The sequence below is a fragment of the Janthinobacterium sp. HH102 genome (assembly GCF_001758625.2).
Taxonomy (GTDB): Bacteria; Pseudomonadota; Gammaproteobacteria; order Burkholderiales; family Burkholderiaceae_D; genus Janthinobacterium.
On record NZ_CP062062.1, the window covers coordinates 3,168,332 to 3,193,796 of the forward strand.

At 68.2% G+C, this 25,465-nt stretch carries 16 protein-coding genes; 10 read left to right on the top strand and 6 right to left on the bottom strand.

The annotated features are described in order from the left end of the window. Nucleotides 1–38: 38 nt before the first annotated feature. Nucleotides 39–839, top strand: a complete 801-nt coding sequence (locus JAB4_RS14485; protein ID WP_070224325.1) for a hypothetical protein — start codon at nucleotides 39–41, stop codon at nucleotides 837–839. Nucleotides 840–867: 28 nt separating this feature from the next. Continuing rightward, nucleotides 868–1,317 carry a VOC family protein gene (locus JAB4_RS14490; protein ID WP_070224326.1) on the top strand — a complete coding sequence of 150 codons (450 nt, stop codon included), beginning with the start codon at nucleotides 868–870 and terminating at the stop codon, nucleotides 1,315–1,317. 127 nt (nucleotides 1,318–1,444) lie between these two features. On the opposite strand, the gene JAB4_RS14495 is transcribed toward JAB4_RS14490, so the two are convergent. Together JAB4_RS14495 and JAB4_RS14500 are read right to left on the bottom strand one after the other, a co-directional pair. Next, entirely contained in the window at nucleotides 1,445–1,690 is a 246-nt protein-coding gene (locus tag JAB4_RS14495) for a hypothetical protein (RefSeq protein WP_070224327.1), read from the bottom strand. Nucleotides 1,691–1,751: 61 nt separating this feature from the next. After that, the gene (locus tag JAB4_RS14500) at nucleotides 1,752–1,916 is read right to left on the bottom strand and encodes a hypothetical protein (RefSeq protein ID WP_175444730.1); all 165 of its coding nucleotides are present in this window, start codon (nucleotides 1,914–1,916) and stop codon (nucleotides 1,752–1,754) included. Nucleotides 1,917–1,984: 68 nt separating this feature from the next. On the opposite strand from JAB4_RS14500, the gene JAB4_RS14505 reads away from it, so the two are divergent. Beyond that, the gene (locus JAB4_RS14505; RefSeq protein ID WP_175444731.1) at nucleotides 1,985–3,385 is read left to right on the top strand and encodes a PLP-dependent aminotransferase family protein; all 1,401 of its coding nucleotides are present in this window, start codon (nucleotides 1,985–1,987) and stop codon (nucleotides 3,383–3,385) included. Between the two features lie 42 nt (nucleotides 3,386–3,427). Here JAB4_RS14505 and JAB4_RS14510 read toward each other — a convergent pair whose 3' ends face one another. After that, nucleotides 3,428–4,489, bottom strand: coding sequence for a nitronate monooxygenase (locus JAB4_RS14510; RefSeq protein WP_070224328.1), 1,062 nt, complete (start codon nucleotides 4,487–4,489; stop codon nucleotides 3,428–3,430). A gap of 84 nt (nucleotides 4,490–4,573) precedes the next feature. Here JAB4_RS14510 and JAB4_RS14515 point away from each other — a divergent pair, with 84 nt between their 5' ends. Next, entirely contained in the window at nucleotides 4,574–5,452 is an 879-nt protein-coding gene (locus JAB4_RS14515; RefSeq protein ID WP_275527857.1) for a LysR substrate-binding domain-containing protein, read from the top strand. Then, nucleotides 5,449–6,579, top strand: a complete 1,131-nt coding sequence (locus JAB4_RS14520; RefSeq protein WP_070224330.1) for a YbfB/YjiJ family MFS transporter — start codon at nucleotides 5,449–5,451, stop codon at nucleotides 6,577–6,579. The genes JAB4_RS14515 and JAB4_RS14520 overlap by 4 nt, the downstream gene beginning before the upstream one ends. Nucleotides 6,580–6,582: 3 nt before the next feature. Here JAB4_RS14520 and JAB4_RS14525 read toward each other — a convergent pair whose 3' ends face one another. Genes JAB4_RS14525 through JAB4_RS14535 form a run of 3 tightly spaced genes read right to left on the bottom strand, consistent with a single transcriptional unit; the run spans nucleotide 6,583 to nucleotide 9,433 of the window. After that, nucleotides 6,583–7,629 (bottom strand): serine hydrolase domain-containing protein, encoded by a 1,047-nt coding sequence (locus JAB4_RS14525; protein ID WP_070224331.1) that lies wholly within the window; start codon nucleotides 7,627–7,629, stop codon nucleotides 6,583–6,585. Further along, nucleotides 7,620–8,420 carry an alpha/beta hydrolase gene (locus JAB4_RS14530; RefSeq protein WP_070224332.1) on the bottom strand — a complete coding sequence of 267 codons (801 nt, stop codon included), beginning with the start codon at nucleotides 8,418–8,420 and terminating at the stop codon, nucleotides 7,620–7,622. The genes JAB4_RS14525 and JAB4_RS14530 overlap by 10 nt, the downstream gene beginning before the upstream one ends. Next, on the bottom strand, nucleotides 8,417–9,433 hold the full coding sequence (locus tag JAB4_RS14535) for a M14 family zinc carboxypeptidase (protein WP_070224333.1): 1,017 nt from the start codon (nucleotides 9,431–9,433) through the stop codon (nucleotides 8,417–8,419). The genes JAB4_RS14530 and JAB4_RS14535 overlap by 4 nt, the downstream gene beginning before the upstream one ends. Nucleotides 9,434–9,640: 207 nt before the next feature. On the opposite strand from JAB4_RS14535, the gene JAB4_RS14540 reads away from it, so the two are divergent. The 5 genes from JAB4_RS14540 (at nucleotide 9,641) to JAB4_RS14560 (ending at nucleotide 25,438) form a co-directional block, all read left to right on the top strand. Beyond that, the gene (locus JAB4_RS14540; RefSeq protein WP_139143616.1) at nucleotides 9,641–10,384 is read left to right on the top strand and encodes a hypothetical protein; all 744 of its coding nucleotides are present in this window, start codon (nucleotides 9,641–9,643) and stop codon (nucleotides 10,382–10,384) included. Continuing rightward, entirely contained in the window at nucleotides 10,381–10,956 is a 576-nt protein-coding gene (locus JAB4_RS14545) for a sigma-70 family RNA polymerase sigma factor (protein WP_070224335.1), read from the top strand. The genes JAB4_RS14540 and JAB4_RS14545 overlap by 4 nt, the downstream gene beginning before the upstream one ends. An 8-nt stretch (nucleotides 10,957–10,964) precedes the next feature. Next, nucleotides 10,965–11,939, top strand: coding sequence for a FecR domain-containing protein (locus tag JAB4_RS14550; protein WP_083287078.1), 975 nt, complete (start codon nucleotides 10,965–10,967; stop codon nucleotides 11,937–11,939). Nucleotides 11,940–12,092: 153 nt separating this feature from the next. Further along, nucleotides 12,093–24,716: a filamentous haemagglutinin family protein gene (locus tag JAB4_RS14555; protein ID WP_083287079.1), complete on the top strand. Its 12,624-nt coding sequence runs from the start codon at nucleotides 12,093–12,095 to the stop codon at nucleotides 24,714–24,716. Further along, a complete protein-coding gene (locus tag JAB4_RS14560) occupies nucleotides 24,713–25,438 on the top strand; it encodes a sigma-70 family RNA polymerase sigma factor (RefSeq protein ID WP_070224337.1) in 726 nt (241 codons plus the stop codon). The genes JAB4_RS14555 and JAB4_RS14560 overlap by 4 nt, the downstream gene beginning before the upstream one ends. Nucleotides 25,439–25,465 lie beyond the last annotated feature (27 nt).

Here is a 25,465-nt window from a genome sequence, read left to right on the forward strand (position 1 = left end):
GTTGACAAGTGTTGCTCAACGTCATTACGAGGCTGCCCATGCATAAACTGATTTCCGAACTCACCCGCCTGTACCTGTTCGAGGAACAGCAGCACTACGTCGATGCGCAGGGCGGCGTCCAGCCTTTGACGCCGGCCGTGCTGGCACGCCACCTGTCGGGCGAGCAGACGGTGGCCGTGCAACTCGTGACCGAGAGCGGCCTGACGCGCGCGCTGGTGCTGGAGTTTGGCGGCAAGGGCGGCGGCGAGGCGCACTGGAGCGCGCTGTGCATGATCGCCAATGCCGTGCAGCACGAGCTGGACTTGCCGGCGCCCGCCGTCAGTATCTCGGGCGCGGCGTTCCAGTTATGGCTGTCTCTGGCCACGCCCGTGCCCGTTGCCCAGGCGCGCCAGTTCGTGCAGCTGTTGCGCTCGACCTTTTTGCCTGCGTCGACCGACATCCTCGCCGTCGCGCCGCCAGACTACGTAGCGCAGGTGGCGCTGCCGCCCGCCTTGCAGCCGTCGGGCAAGTGGGCCGCCTTCATTCATCCCAGCATGGGCGCCGCCTTCGTCGACGAGCCGGGCCTGGACATGCCGCCGCCGCCCGCCGCCCAGCTGGGTTTCCTGGAAAGCTTGCGCAGCATCACTCCGGCACAATTCGCGCAGGCGCTGGCGAAGCTGCAGGGACATGCGGGGCTGGCTGATGCCGTGCCCGTTCTCGCGCCCGTCGCCGCGCCATTACCGGCGGTACAGCCCGTTACGCAGCCAGGCTTGCTGCTGCAGGACGCTACACTGGAGGACATCGTGCGCTGGCTGCATGCGCGCAATATCGAGCCGACGTTCCGGCACAGGTTGCCGTAGCGGGGCTCTTAGACACCCAGGAGGCAATATGACAGTCAAGCGCATGGACAACGTCGGCATCGTCGTGGAAGACATCGATGCCGCCATTGAATTTTTCACCGAACTTGGTCTCGTTCTCGAAGGGCGCGCCCCAATTGAAGGCGACTGGGCCGATGGCGTCACCGGTCTGCGCGGCATGCGCGTGGAGATTGCCATGATGCGTACGCCGGACGGTCACAGCCGTCTCGAGTTATCCCGTTTCCTCGCGCCGGCCGTGGTCGCCGATCACCGCGACGCCCCAGTGAACGCTCTCGGTTACCTGCGTGTCATGTTTACCGTCGAGGATATCGACGATACGCTCGTCCGGCTCGTCCAACGCGGCGCGAAGCTGGTCGGCGAAGTCGTCCGGTACGAGCACATGTATCGGCTCTGCTACATCCGTGGTCCCGAAGGCATCCTCATCGGACTTGCCGAACAGCTCCCGCAGCAGACGTCCTGAGGGAAGCCGCCGGACGTAGAAAACCAAAGGCTCGCCGTCCAATCGCTTGCTGAGGCAGGCCTGCGCGAAACGCCGCGGCGGGAAATTGCTGCCGCATCGCTGCATATCGGCCGGCGCCTTTCTGTCATCAGGGCATGGTCATGTCCAGACCGACCATGCTGACGACGAAGAAGGTGACGATCCCGAGTGCCAGGAGCAATAGCGCGAAGATGGCGACCACCTTGCCGCTCGCGCGCAGCACCGCGCGATTCTGCTTCGCCTTGTCCTTATCCTTCTTGCCTTGATCGTAATGCCACTTGATGGCGAAGAACATGCCGGTGGCGAGCACGAGTGCCTTGAATGTCACGAAGACTATAGGGGTCCAATCGATCATTTTGCGTATTTCCAGTCTATTACTTGATTACTTGACACTATCTGTCGTGAGGCGCACTGCCTCAAATTGCTGCTTCAGCAGCTTCTGTTCCAACTTTTTCTTCCACTATTCCCCCAGGCATCCTGTTTGACTCTTTCATTATAGCCAGCTCTGAAATAACGACGGTATCGAGCGCAGCGATGTGCCGCATGCGGATGAGTGAGGAAAAAACGTCTGCGACTGCCATGCAAGGATGGTGTTGCTGCACGTTATGAGGCATACTACCTTAAAACAATCTCCATACATTGAGACAAAATGTCCCAGTTAAAAACCATACAAGATGAAAATTTGACGGGCTGGTTGCCGCGATTGGCCGGGAACAAGGGGCCCCGTTTTTTGCAAATTGCGGATGCCTTGCAGGTGGCGGTGGCAGACGGCTCGCTGACAGCGGGCGACCGTCTGCCGACGCAGCGCCAGTTGGCGGCACAGCTGGGCGTCGACCTGACGACGATTACGCGCGCCTACGACGAAGCCAGACGCCGCAACTTGCTGGAGGGGCGCGGCGCGCGCGGCACGTATGTCGCGGCGCCGAAAGTCGAATTGACCGCTATCCTCGACCTGAGCATGAATACGCCGCCACCGCCGGAGGGCGTGGACTTCGACGACATGTTGCGACAAGGTTTGTCTCAAGTACTGATGCGCGCCGATAATGAGTTGCTGATGACCTATCACTTGGGCGGGGGAAGCGACTCCGACCGCAAGGCCGGAGCAAGATGGCTGGAACCGATGTTCGGACCTCTGGATTCAAGGCAGGTGGTTGTCTGTCCCGGTGCGCAAGCGGCAATCGCCGCATTGATCCTTGCGCTGACGGAGCCTGGCGATGTGATCCTGGCAGAGCCGACGAGTTATCCGGGCTTGCGTGCCGCTGCGGCCCAGTTCGGCCGGCACGTCATCACGGTGGGCGCGGACAAACACGGGATGCTGCCAGAGCTGCTTGAGGAAGCGTGCCGCCAGCACCAGCCCGCGCTGGTCTACCTCAATCCGACATTGCAGAACCCGACCGCCATCACCATGCCGGAACGCCGGCGCAGGGAGCTGGCCGGCATTGCGCAGCGCTGCGATGTACGCATCGTCGAGGACGATCCCTACTGGCTTCTTGCCGATGCCCCGCCGCCGCCCGTTGCCGCGTTTGCCCCGGCACAGGTGCTCTACATCTCGACGCTGTCGAAATGCCTGACGCCCGGCTTGCGTGTCGCCTTCGTGCTGATACGCGACCCGGCGGAGCGCGAGCGTTTCCTGGTCGCGCTAAGATCATTTGCGCTGATGGTCGCTCCTCTGACGGCGGCCCTGGCCACGCAGTGGATACTCGACGGCTCGGCCGACAGATTGATGGAAGGCGTACGCAAGGAGGCGCGCCTGCGCCACCGGATGGCGCGCGATGTGCTGGCGGGACGCTACAGCGGCGCCGGAGACGGTCTGCATGTATGGCTCGAGTTGCCCGCGTATTGGAACTCCTCTCAGCTTGCGCTCGCAGCCGCCAGCTACGGCATCGCCGTCACGCCGGCGGAGGCGTTCGCAACGGGCAGCGCATCGGTGAACGCCATTCGCATCTCTTTGGGCAGCATCAAGGACCGTGGACGCTTGCAGGCCGGTCTTCAGCGGCTGTCTCACCTGCTTGCGCGGCGGCCCGAGTCATTCAGCGCTGCCGTGGTGTGACTGGCCGGGATGCGCCTCCGTATTGCCAGAAGCATCCCGGCATCAGGCCGCCATTTCCCTTGCCAGTGCCGACACCAGTTCCTCCGCCCCCATTTCCCGCGCCAGCGGCGCGCCTTGGCCGGCCCATTGCGCGGCGAAGTCGCTGTCGCCGTGCCGGCTGGCCAAGGCGTTCAATTGTTTGGCGGCATCGTAGGCGACGGGATAGTCGGCGGGCGGCGGGCTGCCCGGCGCTTCGCCGTGCTCGATCAGCCGGTTCGCCATGCCGCGCGCCAGTCGGCCCGAGAGCACGCTGGTCAACCGCGTGCTTGCGGCCCGTTCGCTTTGCAGGTTGGCGCGGTAGCCCGCATTGGCCGATGATTCCGGGCACAGCACGAACGCCGTGCCCAGCTGGGCCGCTGCGGCGCCCAGGTCCAGCGCGGCGCGGACGCCTTGTCCATCCATGATGCCGCCGGCCGCGATCAGGGGGAGAGCAGTGCGGCCGGCCAGCAGGCGCAGCAGCACGCTGGTACTGTGGCGCTCGTCCGGCGCTTGCGGGTCGAACGCGCCCCGATGTCCGCCCGCTTCCACGCCTTGCGCCACGATGGCGTCGACGCCGGCCTGTTCGATCAGCGCCGCCTCGCGCAGATTGGTGGCCGTGGCCATCGTGTAGACGCCGGCCTGGCGCAGGGCGGCGATCTGCTGCTGCGCCGGCAAGCCGAAATGGAAGCTGACGACGGCGGGGCGCAGCTCCAGCAGCAGGGCAAACGCTGCCTCATTGCCGAGAAAGGTTTGATAGATCTCGTCGAGTTCCGTAGGCACGGCCGCGCCCAGTTCCGCGAACAGGGGCGCCAGATGGGCCAGCCAGTCCGCCTCGCGCCGCGCATCCCTGACCGCCGGCGCATGGCAGAACACATTCACGTTGAAGGGGCGGTCCGTCAGCGCGCGCGTGTCGGCCATCATCTGGCGCGCCTGCGCCACGGTGCCGGCGCCGATGGCCAGCGAACCGAGGCCGCCCGCGTTCGAGACGGCGGCCGCCATGCGCGGCGTGGAGACGCCCGCCATCGGCGCCTGGATGATGGGGTACTGCAAGCCGAGACGGTCGAGGAAGCGCTGGGACGTGCTCATGATGTTTCCTTCATGAAATTGAGGATATTGTGCAATATTCTTATTTGAAGAATATAATAGCATGATAATTCTTGAATTGAGAACATGATGGACATGGAATCCCTGACGATTTTTTGCGCCGTGGCCAGTGAACTGAGCGTCACCCAGGCCGCAGCCAGGCTGGGCCGCGCGCCGTCCAGCGTCACCACGCGCATCCAGCAGCTGGAAGCCGACATGGGCGCGGAATTGTTCGTGCGCGCCAATAAACGCATGGCCCTGACGGCGGCGGGCGAGCGCTTTCTCGAGTATGCGCAGCGTTTGCTGGCGCTGGCGGAAGAAGCGCGGCATGTCGTCACGGGCGGGCGCGACGGCGGCACCCTGCGCTTGGGCAGCATGGAAAGCACGGCGGCCAGCCGCCTGCCGGCGCTGCTGGCCGCGTATCACGCCCGCTATCCGGACACGCGCCTGGCGCTGAGCACGGGGCCGTCGCGCCCCCTGATCGAGCAAGTGCGCACGGGTTTGCTCGACTGCGCTTTCGTCGCCTTGCCGCCAGCGTTCGGCGCCGCCGCCGCGCTGGAAGAGCTGGGGCTGGCATCGACCGCCGTGTGGCGCGAGGAACTGTGTTTGCTGTTGCCGGCCAGCGAAGGGCAGGCGCGCCGTGCCGCGGACGTGCGCACGCGCTCGCTGGCGGCCTTTCCGCAGGGCTGCACCTACCGCGGCATCGCCGAAGAGCTGCTGGGCGTGGCAGGTTCGACCGATTGGCGCGTGCAGGAGCTGAGTTCGTATCACACCATGATCGCCTGCGTGGCGGCCGGCGCCTGCGTGACCGTGCTGCCGGCCAGCGTGCTGGCGCTGTCCGATGCGCCGGCCACCTTGACAACGCTGTCCGCCGGGCAAGCCGACACGGTGCTCGTGTGGAGAGTCGGATTCGACGTGCCCGCCTTTCAGCATTTGCTGGTGCAACTGGGCGAGGCGGCGCCGTGAGCGGGGCGGCCAGGCTGCGCGCGGCCATCGCCGCGGCGGTCATTCTCGCCATCGGCATGGGCTTCGGCCGCTTCGCCTTCACGGCCATCTATCCGCAGATGGTCGAGGAAGGCGTCTTGAGCTTGCGCGAAGGCAGCCTGGCCGCCTCGGCCAACTATGCCGGTTACTTGCTGGGCGCCATCCTGGCCATGCGCGCGCGGACCCGCAGCGCGCACCGGCTGTGCCTGTGGTCGGCGGCCGGCACGGCGCTGTGCCTGGGCGTGCTGGCCGTGCCGATGCCCGTCTGGCTCATCGTGGCGGTGCGGGGCGGGGCGGGCGTCTTCAGCGCCCTGGCCATGGTGGCCGCTTCCTTGTGGCTGCTGGAACAGCGCCGGCATGGCCGCGGCGCGCCGCTGCTGTACGCGGGCGTGGGCGCCGGCATCGCCGTCTCGGCCGAATTGCTGGTGCTGGCCTCGCAGCTGGGCTGGCACAGCGCGGGCATGTGGCTGCTGCTGGCCGGCGTCGCCGCGCTGGCGGGGCTGGCGGCCGCGCCCGCGATTGCCGCTGGCGGACTGGCGACGCTGGACGCGCCAGCGCAAAGGGCAACTCCGGCGCTGGCGTCCGTGGCGCCGTGGCCGCTGGTGCTGATCTACGGCTTGGCGGGACTTGGCTACATCGTCACGGCCACGTATTTGCCCGTGCTGGTCGGCGCGGCCTTGCCCGGCTTGAATTCCGCCCACGTGTGGGCCGTGTTCGGCCTCGGGGCGGCGCCCTCGTGTTTCCTGTGGCACCGGCTGCACGAGCGCCTGGGCACGCGCCAGGCGCTCAGGCTGAACCTGCTGCTGCAGGCGCTGGGCGTGGCCTTGCCCGTGCTGGCGCCCTCGGCCGCCGGCTACCTGCTCAGCGCCATCCTCGTCGGCGGCACGTTCGTCGGCACGGTCACGATCGCCATGCCGGCCGCGCAGCGGGCCGCCGTCAAGGCGGGCACCAGCATGATGGCCGGCATGACGGTGGTGTATGGCGTGGGCCAGATCATCGGCCCCGTGCTGGCGGGCAGCCTGTATGCGCAGTCGCACAGTTTTAATAGTTCGCTGCTGGCGGCAGCCGGCGCGCTGCTGCTGGCCATCATCGTGAGCTTGCGGCTATAAAGTTCAAAGACCGAAGGCGCGGCGCATGAAAGCGTGCCGCAGCGCGTTGACCCGGGCGGAATCGCGCGTGTAGTACAGTTTATTGGTCAGCAGCACCGCATAGCGGCCGCGCCGGGGACTGATCCACAGGGCCGTGCCCGTGAAACCCTGGTGGCACCAGATGTCGTCCTGCGGCCAGCTGCCTGCCGCCGGGTGCCAGAACAGGCCGCGCGACGGGCTCAAGGAACCCGTTTGCACCGTCAGCGAATCACGCACCCAGCCGGCGTCGAACACCTCGCCATGCCGGTCCTGCGCCAGCATCGCCTGCAGGAAGCGCTGCAGGTCGGGCACATTCGAAAACAGCCCGGAAATGCCGCATACGCCGCCCAGCAGCCGCGTCGAAAAATCATGCGTCACGCCGGCAAGATGGGCGCCCGCCTGCTCGCAATACTCGGTCGGCGCGACCAGCTTGCCATGCGCAGCCGGCAGCGGGCCAAAGCGCGTGGCGGCCATGCCCAGCGGCCGCAGCACATGTTGTTCCAGGGCCTGGTCCAGGGGCATGCCCAGCAGCCGCTCGATGACCAGGCCGAGGATCAGGGCCGCGCGGTCCGTGTAGTCGACCGCCTGGCCTGGTATGCCTTCCAGCGGCTCGCGCAGCACGCCGCGCACGATATCGTCGTACACCTCGCCATAGCTGGCGCGCAGGCGGGCGCGCAGCGGCAGGCCGGCCGTATGCGTGAGCAGCTGGAAAATCGTGACGGGCGCCAGCGCATAACCGTGCGTGCCGGGCAGCACGTCGGCCAGGCGGGTGTCCAGGCCCAGGCGTTCCTGCTTCAGCAGCCGGCCCGTCAGCGACCAGACGCTGATGATCTTGGTCAGCGACGCGATGTCGAACAGGGTATCGACCTGCATCGCGGCACTGGCGGAATCGGGCGTGAGCCGCCCGGCCGCGCCCGCCACGCCGTCGTCGACGGTGCCCACGGCCCAGGCCGCACCCGGGAAAATCCGCTCCTGCACTCCGGCCTCCGCCAGCGCCGCCAGTTGCTCCGTACTGCTGCTTGTTATCTGCATGATGATTGTGCCGTCCTGCCGTGGTCTGTCACTTCTTCCCCCAGCCAGCGCGCCACCGATTGCGCCAGCCATTCGCCTTCGTCGAGCGGCAAGTCGTGGCCCGCGTCGCCGTGGATCAGGCAATCGGCTTGCCAGGCGCGCGCCAGGCGTTGCGAGCAGCGGTGGTCGACCAATTGATCTTGCGCGCCGGCCATCACCAGCACGGGCATCGCCGGGGGAATCGCCGGGGCGCGGTAGCGGGCGGCCGACAGCAGCTGGCGCAGCGCATTGCAGCGGCTGACCGGATATTCCTGCTGGTAACTGAGCCATTCGGCCAGCAGCGCAGGGGTGCCATGGGCGTGCCTGCGGCTCGTCAGGCGCAGGATCAGCGCTTCCTGGCTGCGTGCATCGCCGGCCAGCAGTTGGCGCAGCAGGGCGCCGTAGTTTTGCCAGCGCAGGCGCCGGTAAAACGGATTGAACGGCCGCATGCTCGTGTTGACGAGCACGCAGCGTGCGATTTCCTGCGGATAGCGGCTTGCCCATTCGACGGCCACCATGCCGCCCAGGGACAGGGCCAGCAAGTGGTATGGCGCGGGGATGCCGCGCGCCAGCAAGTGCTGGCGGCAGTCTTCCACCATGGCGGCCACGCGGGTGGCGCTGTCTTCGTCGTGGCGCGTGCCGTTGCCGGGCAGGTCGGGCGTGACGATGCGGGCGCCGGGCAGGGCGCGCGCCAGGGTGGCGGGGAAGCTGCCCCAGTGGCGCTGTTCGCGCATCAGGCCGCGCAGCAAGACCCAGGTAGGCGATCCGCTCATGATTCGTACCATTGCGCCAGGGCGCGCCGGCGCTGCGCCTTGCGCAGCAAGCCTTCCGGCATCCAGCGGCCGTGGCTGCTGGCGGCGCGCATGAGGAAATCGAACCACACCAGGTGCCGCCGCAGCACGCGCTGCAGGCGGTGCGCGGCCGTGGGGTTGAAGATGCTGACCCGGTTGAACAGCTGGCGCGGATTTTTCTTGACCCACAGCCACGAGCCCATTTCCAGGGTCAGGGGCAGGAACACGCGGCCCGTGTAGCTGGTGCCGTTCAGGTAGAGATAGTCCCACAGGTCGCCATGCGTGCGGTATTGCCGGCTTTGCGGCTCGAACACATAGTTGTGGTTGGGGTAGCTCTGGCTGAACAGCTCTTCCAGCGCGCCGATCTCGGCCAGGTGTTCGATCGGCACCTTGGTATGCGCATGGGGAAACCAGATGCGGTCGCGCAAGCCGAAGCCGGAATGGCAATCGAGGGCGATGCTGAACTGGCGCGACAGCAGTTCGCGTTCGACGAGGTCGCACACGGCCTGGCTTTCCAGCTCCATCGGCCCTCCGGCCGCGCCCCGGTACCAGGGCAGGCGGGGGCTGTAGCGCTGGCCGCCCAGCATGAACGGCACTTTTTCGCGCGCACTCAGCGGCGCGTTGCGCATCAGGTCCACGCCGCGCGGATTGCTGCGCGTGGCTTGCCACATGCCGCCCGGATTGACCAGCGGCATGAACACGAGGCGCATGGTTTCCAGCTGCTGGTGCAAGGTGGCGTCCCAGCGCAGGCGCGCAACCAGGCTTTCCAAAAAGGACAGCAGCACTTGCGTGCCGATGCGTTCGAGGCCGTGGATGCCGCCGAAAAAGCCCAGCACGGGCACGTCGGGGCTGGGATTGCCCATGGCGATCGAATACACGGGAAATGCGCGTCCATCGATGGCGATGCTGCAGGGCGCGGCCACTTCCAGGTGACTGCCGCCCTCGTCGATGAGGCGCTTCAGCATGACCAGCTCGGGCAGATTCTTTTCGATCATCAGGCGTCTGAAAGGGAAAGTAGCAGCCAGTGTAGCCGAAATCATTGCCGCGTCCGATGTCCCGCATGGCGAAATTTATTGGTGATAAGCATGTCACGAAGCCGTCATGTTTGCTGTGTAGTCTGTTGCAGTTGACGCAAGGATTGTTCATTGTAAACACCCCGGGCGTCCGCTTTACTCCTCACACGATAGCGACACGATAGCGATATGACAGGCAGCCCGGCATCCGTTCATGTGCTTGCGCTGGCCGGATACCTGGTACTGCTGGGTTTCCTGGCCGCGGTGGGGCCCGTGCGGGCGCAGCCGGCCGACGGCGCCGTCTTGCAGTTCGATATCGCCGCGCAACACCTCGGCGACGCGCTGGACCTGTACAGCCGCCGCACGGGCATCGCCGTGCTGATCGACCAGCGTTACGCGCAGCGCCAGTCGGCCGCCGTGCGCGGCCCCTATGCGGCGGGCGCGGCCCTGCAAGTCTTGCTGGAGGGCACGGGGCTGCAATCGCGCCTGTCCGACGCGCAAGCCGTCATCGTGTATGCCCCGGCCGCAGCTTCGGCGCTAGCCGCAGCGGACCTGCCGCCGGCCGCCATGCTGGCCGCCGCCGACATCCCGGGCGCCACGCAGGGCGGCGGCGACCACGCGGCCTATGTGGGCCGGCTGCAGCACGTGCTGCTGGGATTGCTGTGCCGCGCCGCGCAGACGCGCCCCGGCGGCTACCGCCTGGCGCTGCAGCTGTATCTGAACCGCGCCGGCGTCGTCGACCGCGTGCACCTGCTCGACAGCACGGGCTTGCGCGCGCGCGACACGGCGATTGCGCGCGTGGTGCTGGGCATGCGCGTGGGCGCGGCGCCGCTGCCGTCGATGCCGCAGCCCGTTTCCATCCTGCTGCTGCCGCAAGGGCCGGGCAGTGAAGTCGATTGCGCCGCTGGTGTGCAAGGAATCTCTGCGCCATGAGCCTGCCCGACCTGCGCACCAGGCTCAAAGGCCACCTCAGTTCGCGCTACGCCGTGCTGCGCTGGCGCCTCGAACGCGTGGTCGGCTGCAAGCACCATGCGGCCGATGCGCTGCAGGAAACCTGGCTGCGCCTCGAGGCGATGGTGGCGCCCGGTCCCGCCGCCGCGCCCGTCCATAATCCCGACGCCTATCTGCTGCGCATGGCGGCCAATATCGCCACCGATGCCTACCGCCGCGACCGCATCATCGTCACCGAGCGCGAACGCGAGGAGCTGATGCACATGGCCGACGAACCCGGCGACGACATCAGCGACCCGGCGCGCATCGTCTCGGCGCGGCTCGACGTGCAGGCGCTGGACGCGGCCTTGGCGGGCCTGTCGCCGCGCCGCCGCGCCATCCTGACGGCGGCGCGCATCGACGGCATGCTCAATGCGGAAATCGCCGAGCGCTTCGGCATTTCCGTGGCGATGGTGAAGAAAGAATTGCAGGCCGCCATGCAACACTGTAAAACGTGCATGGCCGACGCCGATGCGGCCCAGCGCAGCGATGTGTCGGGCCGCCGTAAATATTGATGAATCCCATGACCGCTTCCGACCGCGATCCACGCGACCTTGTTGAACATGACGACACTGCCATCGGCCGGGAAGCCGCCGCCTGGTGGGCACGCCTGCGTGCCGACGATTTCACGCAGGCCGACGCCGACGCCTTGCGCGCCTGGTGCGCGCGCAGCCGCGCGCATGCGCGCGCCTGGCGCGAACTCAGGCAGGTGTGGCAGGCGCTCGATCCCGCCTTGACCCGCGCCGCCGCCGCGCCGCCGCGGGCAAACGTGCTGGCGTTCCCGCTCCGTCCAGGGCGGCGCGCTTTTCTCGGCGGCGCGCTGGCGGCCGGCGTGGCCGTGCTGGCCCTGCGCCCGCCGCTGGGCGCCTGGCCGTCGCTGCAGGAGCTTGGCGCCGACTACCGCACGGGCACGGGCGAGCAGCGGCAACTGGCCCTGTCGCAGCAGATGACGGTGCAGATGAATACGCAGACGCGCATCGATGTGCGGGCGCCCGAGTCGATCGAACTGCTGGGCGGGGAAGCGGAAATCCTCGCCAGCGGCGCGCGCCAGCCCGTGTCGGTGGTGGCGGGCGCGGGGCGTTTATTGGCGCAGTCGGCCCGCTTCAATGTGCGCCACACGGGCGACGCCGTCTGCGTGACTTGCCTGGCGGGCGCCGTCGAGGTGGTCTGGCAGCAGCGGCGCCAGACTCTTGATGCAGGACAGCAACTGGTGTACGACGACGGGGGCGCGCAGGCGGCCACGGCCGCACCAAAGGGCGAAGCGAGCGCCTGGCGCACGGGTGCGTTGTCGTTTGCCGGCCAGCCGCTGTCCCAGGTCGTCGATGAAATCAACCGCTACCGGCCCGGCCGCGTGCTGCTGCGCAATCCCGAACTGGGCCGCCGCCTCGTGCGCATGCGCTTTTCCATCCGCCAGATGGATGGCGCGCTGGCGATGATACGCGACTTGACGGGAGCAGAAATGATCAGTTTGCCGGGCGGCATCGTCTTGCTGAGCTGATCTCGGCGGATGCCGGATGCCCCGGCGGCACGCGTATCAAAATATTTTTCAAAAAACATTATCCCTTCCGCCGCCCAGCTACGTCATGGAGGCATGGACGCTTGCGCTAACGCCAGGCTCCGTTCCCATCCCACTAGCCAGGAAACCATTGCCATGACCAAGCTTCACACTGCCCAGCGCCCAGTCCCAACCGTTGACACGGGCGCGCAGCGTACTTCCACGCTGGGCAGCCGCCTGCGGCTCACGCCGCTTGCTTACGCACTGACCACCATGCTGATGGCGGGCGCCTTCAGCACGCCGGCGCGGGCGCAGCAGGCGTTCAGCGGCGGCTGGTTCGCGGCCAAGGGGGCGGCGCAGAATACGGCTGCCACCTCGGGCCGATTGCCGAATGGCCAGCCGCTGCCCTTGGGCAGCCGGCCCGAGGGCCAGCAACAGCAGGCCAATCAGCAGTTGCAACGCTCGCTCAACAACCTGAACCTGGCCGCGCGCGCCATCGCCGCGCAGCAAGCGGCCCAGGCGCAGGCGCGCCAGAGTGCCGCCGGCGGCGCCAGCGCGCCGAACGGCGTGGCGCAGGGCGGCTTGCAGGTCGACACCAACAGCCTGACGGCCGGCTGGCTCCATGCCCAGGCGCCCGTGCAGACGGTGGCGAACGGCAAGACGGCCGTGGTGGTGCAGCAGACGGCGGACAAGGCCATCCTGAACTGGGAAACATTTAATGTGGGCAAGGATACGACCCTGACCTTCCAGCAGCAAAAGGACTGGGCCGTGCTGAACCGGGTCAACGATCCGCAAGCGCGTCCCAGCCAGATCCAGGGGCAGATCAAGGCCGACGGCACGGTGCTGCTCGTCAACCGCAACGGCATCGTGTTTACCGGCACGAGCCAGGTCGACACGCGCAGCCTGGTGGCGGCCGCGGCCCGCATCAGCGATACGCAATTCCAGAAAAACGGCATCTACAGCGCCGGCACGGCCGGCGCCACGACATTTACTGACGCGGCCGGCAAGGTACAGGTACAGGCGGGCGCGCGCCTGGCCAGCAATGCGCCCAAGGGCAGCACGGAAGGCGGCGGTTACGTGATGCTGCTGGGCAAGGAAGTGCACCAGGCGGGCGAGATCGCCACGCCCAAGGGCCAGGCCCTGCTGGCCGCCGGCGACAGTTTTACCATTAAAAAAGGCGTGGGCACGGATGGCAATCCGCTGTCGACCACGCGCGGCAGCGAAGTCACGCCGCAGTTCGCGGCCGGCAGCACGGCGGGCAAGGTCGTCAACACGGGCCTGATCCAGGCGCGCGAAGGCGACGTTACCCTGGCGGGGCGCGACGTGCGCCAGGAAGGCGTCGTGCTCGCCTCCACCACGGCCGCCACGCGCGGCACCGTGCACTTGAACGCGCTGGGCAGCGACGCGGCCGTCACCGTGGGACGGGGCGCCACCACGGCCATCGTCATCGAGGACGACGGCAAGACGACGGCGCTCGACAGCCAGCGCGACGCCATGCGCGGCCCGGCCGCGACGTCCACAGAAAACATCGTTGCCGTCAGCGACCGCCGCGACCAGTCGCGCATCGAGATCGGCAGCGCCGGCACGGTGGAATTCCTCGGCGACTCGCTGACCCTGGCCACGGGCGGCCAGATCGCCGTCAACGCGGCCAGCCGAAGCCTGCTGCGCGACGGCGCCCAGCTCGATGTCTCCGGCGCCGTGGGCGTCAAGGTGGCCATGGAGGCGAACAATGTCGAGATCAACGTGCAGGGCAACGAGCAGCGCGACGCGCCCGTCAACCGCGACGGCAAGGCCTTGCTCAACAGCAGTATCTGGGTCGACCGCCGCAAGCTGGTGTTCGTACCGAAGGGCACGAACGGCTACGACAGCGACCGCTGGTACACGGCCGGCGGCTTGCTGGAAGTGGCCGGCTACCTGGGCACGCAGGGCCATTCCGTCAGCGAGTGGATGGCGCAGGGCGGCACCGTCAGCTTCGGCGGCAAGGATGTCGTCACGCAGCTTGGTTCTGCCATCAACCTGTCGGGCGGCACCCTGGACGTGCAGACGGGCGCGCTGCGCCAGACCTGGCTCAAAGGCGTGGACGGCAAGTTGCATGAGGCGGGCAGCGCGCCGGCCGACTTGCCGTACGCGGGCGTATACAAGGGTTATGAGGAAGAACATGCGCGCTGGGGCAAGGATGCCAGCGCGTTCTACGCCAATCCATTGATCGCCGCGCAACAGCGCCTGGAAAACGGCTACACGGTGGGCCGCGACGCGGGCAAGCTGGTGGTCGCCACCGGTTCGGCCGTGCTGGAAGGGGGCATCGCGGGCGAGGTCTTCCAGGGCGAGCGCCAGACCCAGGCGCCGCAGGCCCTGCTCGACGGCTACCAGCAGTCGCAGTTCGCCGCCGCGCAGCGGGGGCAGCTGATCGTCGGCCAGTACCAGCCGATGTTCGACAAGCGCACGGGCGTGCTGCAGCACGCATTGTCGGCCGTCATGGACGAGGTGCGCCTGACGCGCGTGCAGGACGGCATCGCCGCCGGCCTCGACGTGGCCGACGTGCTCGCGTCAGAGCGCCAAGGCAAGCTGCTGCTCGATACCAACTTGCTCAACAGCCAGCAACTGGGCGCCATCCGCCTCGCCGCGAAAGGCGCGATCACGGTCGACAGCGCGCTGCAGGTGGCCGACGGCGGCAACATCACCCTGTTCGGCAAGGACGTGGCGATCAACGCCAGCCTGCGCAGCCATGGCGGCAGCATTGCGGCCGGTAATGTGCTGAATCAGCTCGGCGCGCTGGGCATGAACGACACGGTCGTCAATCCGGGCGGGCCCGTGGGCAAGCTGGTGCTGGCCGATGGCGTGAGCCTCGATACCAGCGGTCTGCTCAGCAACGTGCTGCGCGATCCGCTGGCCGCCGCCGGCCTGCCGTATATCAACGGCGGCAATGTGTCGCTGCGGGCGAATGGCGACGTGCGCGTCGGCAGCGGCAGCCTGATCGACGCCGGCTCGGGCGCGGCCATCCTGTCGCAGGCGAAACAGCAGGGCGGCAAGGGCGGCAACGTGAGCCTGGCCAGCTACGGAACGACATCGGACCTGGTGCTGGGCGAAGGCGCGCAAGTGCGCGGCCATGGCGTGCAAGGCGGCGGCAAGCTGGAATTACAGGCAAACAAGATTTTGATCGGCAAAACTGAAAAACCCGAGGCCGGCACCCTGCAACTGGGCGGCGACTTTTTTGAGCAGGGTTTTTCCAGTTACAGCCTGGTCGGCAAGCAGGGCTTGACGGTTGCGGACGGCACGCAAGTCGACGTGCGCATGCCCGTGCTGCGCGTGGTGGACAATGAAAAACTGGCCCTGTGGACGCCGGAACAGGTCACGGAAAACCCGCTCAAGGGCACCTTGACCCAGCGCAAGGGCGCCAGCCTGGCCCTGCAGGTGGGCGATATCCAGTCCGGCGCGGCCGACATGGCCGGCGCCGAGTTGCTGATAGACAAGGGCGCCGTGGTGAGCGTCGATGCGGGCCAGTCCATCAAGCTGGCCAGCGTGGGCCAGTTGACGGTGGACGGGCGCCTGAACGCGTGGGGCGGCAAGATCAGCCTGGGCGGCGTGGGCGTGGACGTGAACGTGTCCGAAGCGGTGGAAGCGGCCGGCCATGGCCGTTCCATCTGGATCGGCGACAATGCCGTGCTCGACGTGGCGTCGCGCGCCGTCACGGCCACCGATGCGCAGGGCCGGCGCTACGGCAAGGTGGCGGACGGCGGCAGCATCGTCGTCGGCGGCGAAATCGACCATGCGCAGGGCAGCACGTCGGCGGCCAGCCTGTTCGTCGTCGTGCGCGACGGCGCCGTGCTCGACGCGTCCGGCGCGCATGCGGTGCTGGACGTCAATGGCGCGGCTGTCGACGTGGCCAGCGCGGGCGGCAGCATCGCGCTGGCGTCGAACAACGGCTTGTACCTCGACGGCCAGCTGCTGGCCAAGGCGGGCGGTGCGGGCGCGGCGGGCGGCAGCCTGTCCGTGGCCACGGGCACCCCGGTCTACCTGAAAACGCTGGCAACGGACAAGGTGCTGCAGGGGCGCCAGCTGATCCTCTCGCAGCGCCAGCTTGCCAGCGACCTGGCCGCAGGCATCGGTGCGCAGGACGGCCAGCAGGCGCTCCAGTACGGCCATGGCCGTTACTCGGTCGAGCAGGTGCAGGCGGGCGGCTTCGGCAACCTGGCCCTGCTGGGCGCCGCCTCCTTCGATGGCGACGTGTCGCTGACGCTGCAGCAAAGCTTCCAGCTGTATGGCGCGCCCGTGCTGGCGCCAGGCAGCAAGGCCGGCGCGAAGGTCGGCATCGCGGCACCGTACGTGCGCCTGGCCAGCGTCAAGCCGGCGGGACGCGATTTCTATGTCACGCCGGGTACGGCGGGCCAAGCGCCGATGGCCGGCCAGGTCAGCATAGCTGGCGACCTGATCGACGTGCGCGGCCTGGTCGACATTCGGGCGGACGAGGTGCGCCTGACGAGCCGCGGCGACGTGCGCTTTCTGCTGTCGCCGCTGGGCTGGGACGGCAACCAGCCGACGACGGTGCTGTCCACGCCGGGCGACATGACCCTCAGCGCGGCCCAGCTGTACCCGGAAACGGGCGCCGGCGCCGCCGTGCGGGCCGGCTATGGTATCGTCAACGGCAAGATTGGCTACGATCCGGCCCACAGCCTGAACATCGCCCGCAGCACGGCTGACGTGCCGCTCATGCCGTATTCCGCTTTCGGCTCGCTGGAACTGGCCGCCGCGCACATCGAGCAGGGCGGCGTCGTGCGCGCGCCGCTGGGGCGCCTGGCCATCGGCGCGGCCGGCTATGAGAACGACAGGAGCCTGACCGTTAACTTGTTGCCAGGTAGTATCACCTCCGTCAGCGGCGCCGGCCTGGTCATGCCGTATGGCGGCACCGTCGATGGCCAGACCTGGAACGTCAACGGCAAGCCGGCCACCTTGATGGGCGTGGGCGGCATCAATGTGCAGGGCGGCCTGCGCATCGGCGTGGACATCGCCGGCGTGGCCGTGGACGTGCGGCCGGGCGCGCTGCTCGACCTGTCGGGCGGCGGCGAACTGACGGGTGCAGGTTTCATTTCCGGGCGCGGCGGCTCCACCGACGCGCGCACCCATCCGCTGGTGCAGGTGGGCCCGAATGGCGGCTTCATCCTGCCGGGCCTGGCAACCAACCCCGTGTACGCCATCGTGCCGGGCGCGCAAGCGCCGCAGGCGCCGTCGGGCGGCGACAAGGGCGCCGCCGATGCGGCCATCGGCCGGCAGGTGACGATAGGCAGCGGCGTGCCGGGTCTGCCCGCCGGCACCTACACCCTGATGCCGTCGACCTATGCCTTGCTGCCGGGCGCTTTCCGCGTGGAACTGAACGGCCTGGCGGGGCAAGGCAGCGCCGGCTCGCTGGCGCAGCCGCTGCGCAACGGTTCCTGGGCCGCGCCCGGCACCCTGTCGATCGCCGGCACGGACATCCGCGCGCCGCTGGCCAGCCAGCTGATACTCACGCCGGCCAAGGTCTTGCGCACGTATTCGCAATACAACGAAACCGGCTATGCGGCGTTCGCGCTGGCCGATGCGAAAACGCGCGGCATTCCCCGCGCACTGCTGCCTGCCGACGCGAAAACGCTCAAGCTGACCCTGGCGCAAGGCGGCGGCCCGGACACGTTCCAGTTCAAGGGCACGGGCAAATTCTCCACGGCCGAGGGCGGCTACGGCGGCACCGTGGTGCTGGGGTCGAGCAATGTCACCGACGGCGACATTGAAATCCTCGCCGACGGCGCGCCGGCCGCCAGCGGCGCCGGGCTGGTCAGTGTGCGTGCTTCAAGCCTGAACAATATCGGCGCGGCCCGTATTGTGGTAGGCAATGCACCGTCCGTGGAATATGGCCAGGGCGGCAACTACGTGAACTTCGGTTTCAACACGGCGCGCGCCATCTACCTGCGCGCGGGCGCCATCCTGTCGGCGCCGGAAGTGTTCCTCGTTGCCCAAGACCCGAGTAATTATCTGCTGGGCGACGGCTTGATCGATATCGCGCCCGGCGCCGGCATCAGCACTGTGGGGCGCGGCAAGGCCGCGTACGACGCCAACGACGGCTTTATCTACCAAAAAGGCCGCGCGGACGTGCACATGCTGGCCGCCTCGAACGGCTTGCTCAACGTGGCACCCGTCAGCGGCACGGCGCGCGGCGGCATCCGCATCGGCGTGTGCGGCGACGCCTGCACCGACAAAGGAACAGCGAGCCTGTACTCGGAAGGCACCTTGCTGTTGTCGACGAACGGCAGTTTCGCACTGGACGACACGGCCCGCTACGGCACGCGCAACCTGAGCCTGGCCGTGGGCGCCATCAACATGGGCAGCAGCGAGGCGCTGGCGGCGGCCCAGGCCAACGGCACGCGCTCGAGCGGCCTGGCCATGAACCAGGGCGTGCTGGACCGCCTGCTGCGCGGCGACACCAGCACCGGCGCGCCAGCCCTGCAGGCGCTGATGCTGAACGCGGCCGACAGCGTCAATTTCTATGGCGACGTGGTGCTCGACACCTACGACAAGGGCACGGGCAAATCCACCTTGGACCGCCTGGTGCTGACCACGCCGGCCATGTATGGACAGGGCGGCGCCAACACCGTGGCGACCATCCGCACTGCCAACCTGATCTGGGGCGGTGCCCTGTCGCCGGCCGGCAATGTCATCACGCATGGCGCCGGCACGGGCAGCGGCACCCTGAACCTGGAAGCGGAACGCATCGATTTCGGCTTCGGCCCGTTCACGCAGCCGGCCGGCGTCGCCTCGTTCGACCGCCTGGCCCTGGGTTTTGGCTCCGTCAACCTGAAGGCGTCGGGCCAGGTAACGGCCAACCACAAGGGCAGCCTGTCCGTCTACCAGGCGCAGGGCGCATATGAAACGGGCAAGGGTTTCCAGTACAGCGGCGGCAACCTCAATATCAGCACGCCGCTGCTGACGGGCGAGGCCGGTTCCGCGCACAGCTACACGTCGGGCGGCGCGCTGAAGGTAGCGGCGCCGGCCGGTACGGCGCCAGCGGCTCCCGTCAAGAATAACGCTGCGCTGGGCGCGCAGCTGGCGCTGAACGGCGACAGCGTGAGCGTGGCGACGGCCGTGGTGCTGCCGAGCGGCAAGCTGACCATCAACGCGCAGCACGACATCGCCGTGGCCGACGGCGCGCGCATCGACATGGCGGGTCGCAAGAGCACCTTCTTCGACGTGGACAAATACAGCTGGGGCGGCGACGTGATCCTGGACAGCCGCGCCGGCGATATCGGCCAGGGCGCTGGCAGCGTGATCGACCTGTCGGCCGAGAACAACCGCGCCGGCAGCCTGAAGGCCGTGGCCCTCGATGGCGCGGCCGGCATGGTGGATTTGCAGGGCAAGATACTGGGCGGCGCCAGCGGCAGCTACGACGCGGGCGGCACCATGGTCCCGTACAAGAAGGGCAGCGTGGACGTGCGCGCGCAAACCCTGGGCGCAGGCGGCGCGCCGGACAGCCGGTTCGCGTTGCTGAACACGCGCCTGAACGAAGGCGGCGTGACGGGTGCGCGCAGCTTCCAGCTGAAGCAGGGCGACTTGACCATCGGCAATGAGCTGAAGGCGGGCGAAGTGCAGGTATCGCTCGACAACGGCCGCCTGACGGTGGCCGGCACGATCGACGCCAGCGGCGAGCGCGTGGGCAGCATCCGCCTGGCCGGCAAGCATGGTCTCACCCTGGCAGGCAACGCCGTGCTCGACGCGCATGGCACGCTGTTGCGCGTCGACAGCTACGGCAAGATCATCGACAGCCCGAACCGGGCCATGGTCGAACTGAACGCGGGCGAGGGCGTGCTGGACCTGGCCGGCGGCGCGCAGATCGACGTGCGCCATGCCACGGCAGCCGTGGCCGGCAAGGGCAAGGGCGAATACGACGGCGCCGCGCGCGGCACGGTGGAACTGAGCGCGCCGCGCCTGGGCAGCGGCGGTTCCCGCACGGATGCGGACGCGGCCACCTTCGGCGACATCGCCATTGCGGCCGGCGGCGGTTTGACGATACGCGGCGCGAAATCGATCGCCGTCAACGCCATGCAGCGCTACGACGATGCGGCCTATGCCGCGGACCTGTCGGCCAGCGGCCGCCCCTACCAGGTGATCAACCAGGCATATCTCGACAGCAAGCATGCGGACAGCACGGCCTTCATTGACGCGGCGCTGGCCAACACGAACTTGCGCAATATCAAGCTGGCGGGCCTGGCCACGGCCGCGTATGCCGATGCGCTGCATCTGCGTCCCGGCGTCGATATCGTCAGCAAGACGCCGGACGGCGACCTGGTGGTGCAGGGCGACCTGGATTTGTCAGGCATGCGCTACGCCAGCCTCAATCCGCGCTTTCAAGCAACAAATGTGCGCGGGTCGGGCGAGGTGGGCAACCTGCTGCTGCGCGCCGGCGGCGACTTGAGCATCTACGGCAGCATCAACGACGGTTTCGCGCCGCCGCCCGCCACCAAGGATGACGGCGGCTGGGTCCTGCTGCCGGGGCGCGACATCAATGGCAGCGACGTCATCGTCCCGGGCCAGGGCGTGACCCTGGCCGACGGCACCTTGTTCCCGGGCGGGATCGCGCTCAATTACGACGTGCCCGTCAAGGGTTTCAATCTGCTGGCCAATACGCGCCTGCCCGTGGCCGTCGTGCTGGACCAGGCCATGACGGTGCGGGCGGGCACCGTGCTGGCCGCCGCCGTGCGCGACAGCGACGGCAATATTGTCCACGCGGCCGGCACCTTGCTGACGACGCAACAAGTGTTTACGCCCGGCATGCGCCTCGATGCGGGCAGCGTGCTGGCGCAAGCGGTCAAGGTGCGCGCCATGAGCTGGCCCAAGGGCGTGCCGCTGCCGGGCGTGGCTGGCGAACGCAGCGTTTTCGTACTTGATGGCAACCTGGCGCTGGCCGTGGGCGCATTGATCCCGTCCGGCACCGACGTCAAGCTGATGCCCGATGTGAAGTCGATTCAGCTGCGCCCGGAAGTGGCGGGCAGCCAGGGCAAGCTGTGGGCGATCGCGCCCATGCTGGCCGAAGGCTCGCAAGCCTGGGGCATGCGCCTGGTGGCCGGTGCCGACCTCGATGCGGCTGACACGCGCAGCGTGCAGGCGCACCCAAGCCACGGCACCCTGCGCCTGGCCGACAGCCATTACGGCATGTATGGCATCCTCGTGCCGCCGAAAGGCGTGCAGTACTGGAGCGAAGCGGCTGCGGAACTGGGCGTCGAAGGCATCGTGGCGGGCGAAGTCATCACCGAGGAATTCACCAGTCAGTTCGGCCAGACTGTGGCGGAGCTCTGCGCCAGCGACCCGTCCCTGTGCGTGCTGAAGGTGGCCTACGTGTGGACCAAGGCCGGCGCGGAAGAGTTTGCGGATGACAACGTGAAGGCGGGCGACCTGCTCGACCCCGTGGCGCTCAAGTGGCCGACGGTTTGCGAGGAAAAGCCCACCTGGTGCGGCACGGCCAACGCCACGTTCGACTACAAGGCCTCGAGCCTGCGCCACAGCGTGCTGCGCACGGGCACGGGCGACCTGGACCTGGTCAGCGGCGGCGACCTGCGCCTGGATAGCCTGTATGGCGTGTACACGGCAGGCATGTCGTCCGTGGCGACGTCGGCCGGCGATCCGTACAACCAGGCGCGCGGCCGCAATGCCGACGGCAAGGTGCTGAGCAATCCTGACGGTGCGCACGAACACCTGGTCGACGGCGGCGCCGACAGCGTGTACCGCGCCTGGTACCCGGACCAGGGCGGCAACCTGCTGCTGAACGTGGCGGGCAACCTGACGGGCTCGCTGATGACGGGCAGCAGCGCGATCAATCTGCGTCCCGTCGGTTCGGACAGCGGCCACGACAGCGCGGCCGTCGGCAACTGGCTGTGGCGCCAGGGCAGCGGCGCGGTCGCCACGGGTGGCCAGGCGCAGCCGGCGGCGTGGTGGATCAACTTCGGCAGCTATGTGGGCGATGCCAGCGGCAACAAGGGCGCCGACAAGCTGCTGGGCTTTACGGGCTTCGGTACCTTGGGCGGCGGCAACGTGCGCGCCGACGTGGCCGGCGACGCGGGCGTGCAGGCGCTGCTGTCCGGCAGCAGTTTTGACAACAATATCAATACCCGTTCGCAGGGCCTGCTGCTGGCCGTGGGCGGCACGGGCCGCGTGCAGGCCGATGGCAGCCTGCTGCTGACGGGCGGCGGCGACCTCGATCTGCGCGTTGGCGGCGCCCTCAATCCGGCCGGCACGGCAGGCCTCAACCACATGAATGGCGCGCTGGTCGATGTGCGCGGCCACGCGGCCACGTCGGCCACGCAACTGGGCAGCGTGGCGCTGGAATACGGCTCGCAGCCTACCCAGCACGTGCCGCTGGAAACGCGCGCCTACGATGCCTTCACCGCGACGCGCGCCGCGCCGAAGGGCGGCATGACCCTGGTGCCGGGCGACGCCACCTTCACGGTGGCGACCCTGGGCGACCAGGTGTTGCAGGACGTGGCCGACCCCGGCCGCGTGCCTTTGCTCAGCGCATCCCCGTTCACCAGCGCCGCGGGCGAGGCGGGCGTCGGCTACAGCTGGTTCAGCCTGTGGACGCCGCGCACGGCGCTCGACCTGTTCTCCGCCGGCGGCAATATGACGCCGTTGACGGCACCGGTCGGCACGGCCACCGACCTGGCCATCGTTTACCCGTCCATCGTGCGCGTCGCGGCGCCGAATGGCAGTTTGTACTACGGCAAGGCAACCGCCAGCTGGAATAGCGCCAACAGCTATGCCGAGCCGCTGGTGCTGGCGCCATCGCCGAATGCCCAGCTGGAGTGGCTGGCCGGCGATTCCATCTATGCGGGCGGCTATGCCGTCAGCCAGTCCGGCGCCGGCGCGGACAGCATGGCGACGCCGTTCAAGCCAGCCTTCGTGGGCTGGAGCGCGAATGCGGCCGACTCTAATCCCGTGACGGGCAACATTTCCAGCACGGGCGCTCCGGCGACGCGCTCGAACTTCCCGCTGTTCGCCTTCGGCCCCGATTCCGCCGCCGGGCGCGCCAACAGCGGCACGCAAGCGGCCCGCATCTATGCCGTGAAGGGCGATTTGATCGGCGTCAATAGCGGCCGCATGGTCGCGTTCTACGACGCCAGGCATGCGGGCACCACCTGGTATGAGGGGGCGCAACCGGTGTGGATGAAGGCGGGCCGCGATATCGTCAGCAGCGGTACGGCATTGCTTGAGGGTATAGACGGTAGCGAGAACACGAGCGGCATGATATTCAGGAATTACAGCAACCTGTTCGTGCACAACAATGCGTTTGACGTCTCGGTGGTCTCGGCCGGACGCGATATCCTGAACAGCTCCTTCAACGTGGCCGGCCCCGGCACGCTCGACATCAGCGCGGGACGCAACATATTGATGCAGGACAAGGGCAGCGTCGTCAGCCTCGGTCCCGTCGTCGCCGGAGATAAACGCCCGGGCGCCGGCATCGCCATGCAGGCGGGCGTGGGCGCGGCCGGTCTCGATTACCTGCGCTTCGTCAAGCCGTATCTTGACCCGGCCAACGTGGCGCAGACGGGCGTGCCGCTGGCCGAGCAGGCCGGCAAGGTGGTGAAGTCGTACGCGACCGAATTGACGACCTGGCTGAATGAACGCTACGGCTTCAAGGGCACGGCTGCCGAGGCGCAGGCCTTTTATCTGGCCTTGCCCGAGCCGCAGCAGCGCGTCTTTGCCCGCGACGTATATTTCGCGGAACTGAAGGCGGGCGGGCGCGAATTCAACGATGCGGACAGCGCCCGCTACGGCAGCTTCCTGCGCAGCCGCAATGCCATCGCGGCCCTGGCGCCGGCCAAGGACGCCAGCGGCAAGGCCATCGATTATGCGGGCGACATCGTCATGTACCGCGGGCTCTACGCCAAGCGGAACGACGGCGAGCAGCGCTGGGACTATTTCCCCCGCAGCGGCTACGTGCACACCAACTTCGGCGGCGACATCCAGCTGTTGACGCCTGGCGGCAAGCAGGTGTTCGGCATCGAAGGCGAGGCGCCGCCGTCGACCTCGGGCGTCATCACCAAGGGCGGCGGCAATATCGAGTTGTTCTCACACGGCAGCATCCTGCTGGGCCAGAGCCGCGTCATGACGACGTTTGGCGGCGATATCCTCGGCTGGTCGTCGGAGGGCGACATCAACGCGGGGCGCGGCTCGAAGTCGACCATCGTCTACACGCCGCCCAAGCGCGTGTATGACAACTGGGGCAATGTGACCCTGTCGTCCGACGTGCCGAGCACGGGCGCCGGCATCGCCACCCTGGCGCCGATCGCGGAAGTGCCGGCCGGCGACGTGGACTTGCTGGCGCCGCTGGGCACCATCGACGCGGGCGAGGCGGGCATCCGCGTCTCGGGCAGCGTCAACCTGGCCGCGCTGACGGTAGTGAACGCGGCGAACATCCAGGTTAAAGGCGAATCGAAGGGCATGCCGACGGTGGCGTCCGTCAACGTGGCCGCCATGACGAACGCCAGTGCGGCCGCCACGCAGGCGACGGCCGCCGCGCAGGACGTGGTGCAGCGCGAGCGCGCCGCCACCCGTGCCGCGCAGCCGTCCGTGTTCACGGTGCGCGTGCTGGGCTTTGGCAACGACGCACCGCCCGACAGCGCGCAAGCGGCGCCGCAGGATGGCGCGCGCACCGAGGCGGCCGACTACAACCCGCGCAGCGCCGTGCGCGTACTGGGCCTGGGTACGCTGCCGGAATCGGCCACGCGCCAGCTGACGGCGCAAGAGCGCAGCAGGTTGTCGCCATGATGGCCGGCATGGCTGGCGCCTTGCCCTTGCGCATGACAGGTGCCATGCGGCAGGCAGGCATGGCCTGGTACCGGCCTGCCATCCGGCCCCGCATGCAGGCGGCCAACGATATGGCGCCCGTGCCAACGCCGGCGCCGGGGCAGGGCGCCCGGCTGCAGGCGGTGTTGGAAAGCAATTACGCGGCCCTGCACCGGCGCCTGGCGCGCCACCTGGGCTGCGCCGAGCTGGCCAGTGACAGCCTGCACGACGCATGGCTGCGCCTGGGCGCGCTGACGGCCGGGGACGGTGCGGCCCTGGCGCACAGCCCCGTCGCCTATGTGTTTCGCGTGGCGTGCAACGCGGCCATGGACAGTCTGCGGCGCAATCGCGCCTGGCTGTATGCGGACGAGGAGGATGGCGTCGCCGGCCTCGTCGATTTCCTCGCCGATACGGCGGCGGGACCGGAGCGCCTGGCCGAGCTGCATGCCGACGTGCGCCGGCTGGCGCAAGCCGTCGACTTGCTGCCGCGGCGCCACCGGCAGGTGCTCGAAGCGCTGCGCGTGGATGAGCTGACCCGCCAGGAAGTGGCCGAGCGGCACGACATGTCGCTGCGCAACGTCGATACGGCCTTGCGCCAGGCGCTCGACCATTGCGCCCGCCACACGGGCTACGCGGCGCAGGGCGGCGTCGGCACGACCCGGCGCAGCTTGAGGCTGAACGTTCGTTCGCGTACAGACGCTTAGGCATCCGGCCGTCAGACTGCTGCTTCG

Coding starts and splice junctions, on each gene's coding strand:
- JAB4_RS14485 (WP_070224325.1), top strand. CDS start 39: ATGCATAAACTGATTTCCGAACTCACCCGCCTGTACCTGTTCGAGGAA.
- JAB4_RS14490 (WP_070224326.1), top strand. CDS start 868: ATGACAGTCAAGCGCATGGACAACGTCGGCATCGTCGTGGAAGACATC.
- JAB4_RS14495 (WP_070224327.1), bottom strand. CDS start 1,690: ATGATCGATTGGACCCCTATAGTCTTCGTGACATTCAAGGCACTCGTG.
- JAB4_RS14500 (WP_175444730.1), bottom strand. CDS start 1,916: ATGGCAGTCGCAGACGTTTTTTCCTCACTCATCCGCATGCGGCACATC.
- JAB4_RS14505 (WP_175444731.1), top strand. CDS start 1,985: ATGTCCCAGTTAAAAACCATACAAGATGAAAATTTGACGGGCTGGTTG.
- JAB4_RS14510 (WP_070224328.1), bottom strand. CDS start 4,489: ATGAGCACGTCCCAGCGCTTCCTCGACCGTCTCGGCTTGCAGTACCCC.
- JAB4_RS14515 (WP_275527857.1), top strand. CDS start 4,574: ATGATGGACATGGAATCCCTGACGATTTTTTGCGCCGTGGCCAGTGAA.
- JAB4_RS14525 (WP_070224331.1), bottom strand. CDS start 7,629: ATGCAGATAACAAGCAGCAGTACGGAGCAACTGGCGGCGCTGGCGGAG.
- JAB4_RS14530 (WP_070224332.1), bottom strand. CDS start 8,420: ATGAGCGGATCGCCTACCTGGGTCTTGCTGCGCGGCCTGATGCGCGAA.
- JAB4_RS14535 (WP_070224333.1), bottom strand. CDS start 9,433: ATGATCGAAAAGAATCTGCCCGAGCTGGTCATGCTGAAGCGCCTCATC.
- JAB4_RS14540 (WP_139143616.1), top strand. CDS start 9,641: ATGACAGGCAGCCCGGCATCCGTTCATGTGCTTGCGCTGGCCGGATAC.
- JAB4_RS14545 (WP_070224335.1), top strand. CDS start 10,381: ATGAGCCTGCCCGACCTGCGCACCAGGCTCAAAGGCCACCTCAGTTCG.
- JAB4_RS14550 (WP_083287078.1), top strand. CDS start 10,965: ATGACCGCTTCCGACCGCGATCCACGCGACCTTGTTGAACATGACGAC.
- JAB4_RS14555 (WP_083287079.1), top strand. CDS start 12,093: ATGACCAAGCTTCACACTGCCCAGCGCCCAGTCCCAACCGTTGACACG.
- JAB4_RS14560 (WP_070224337.1), top strand. CDS start 24,713: ATGATGGCCGGCATGGCTGGCGCCTTGCCCTTGCGCATGACAGGTGCC.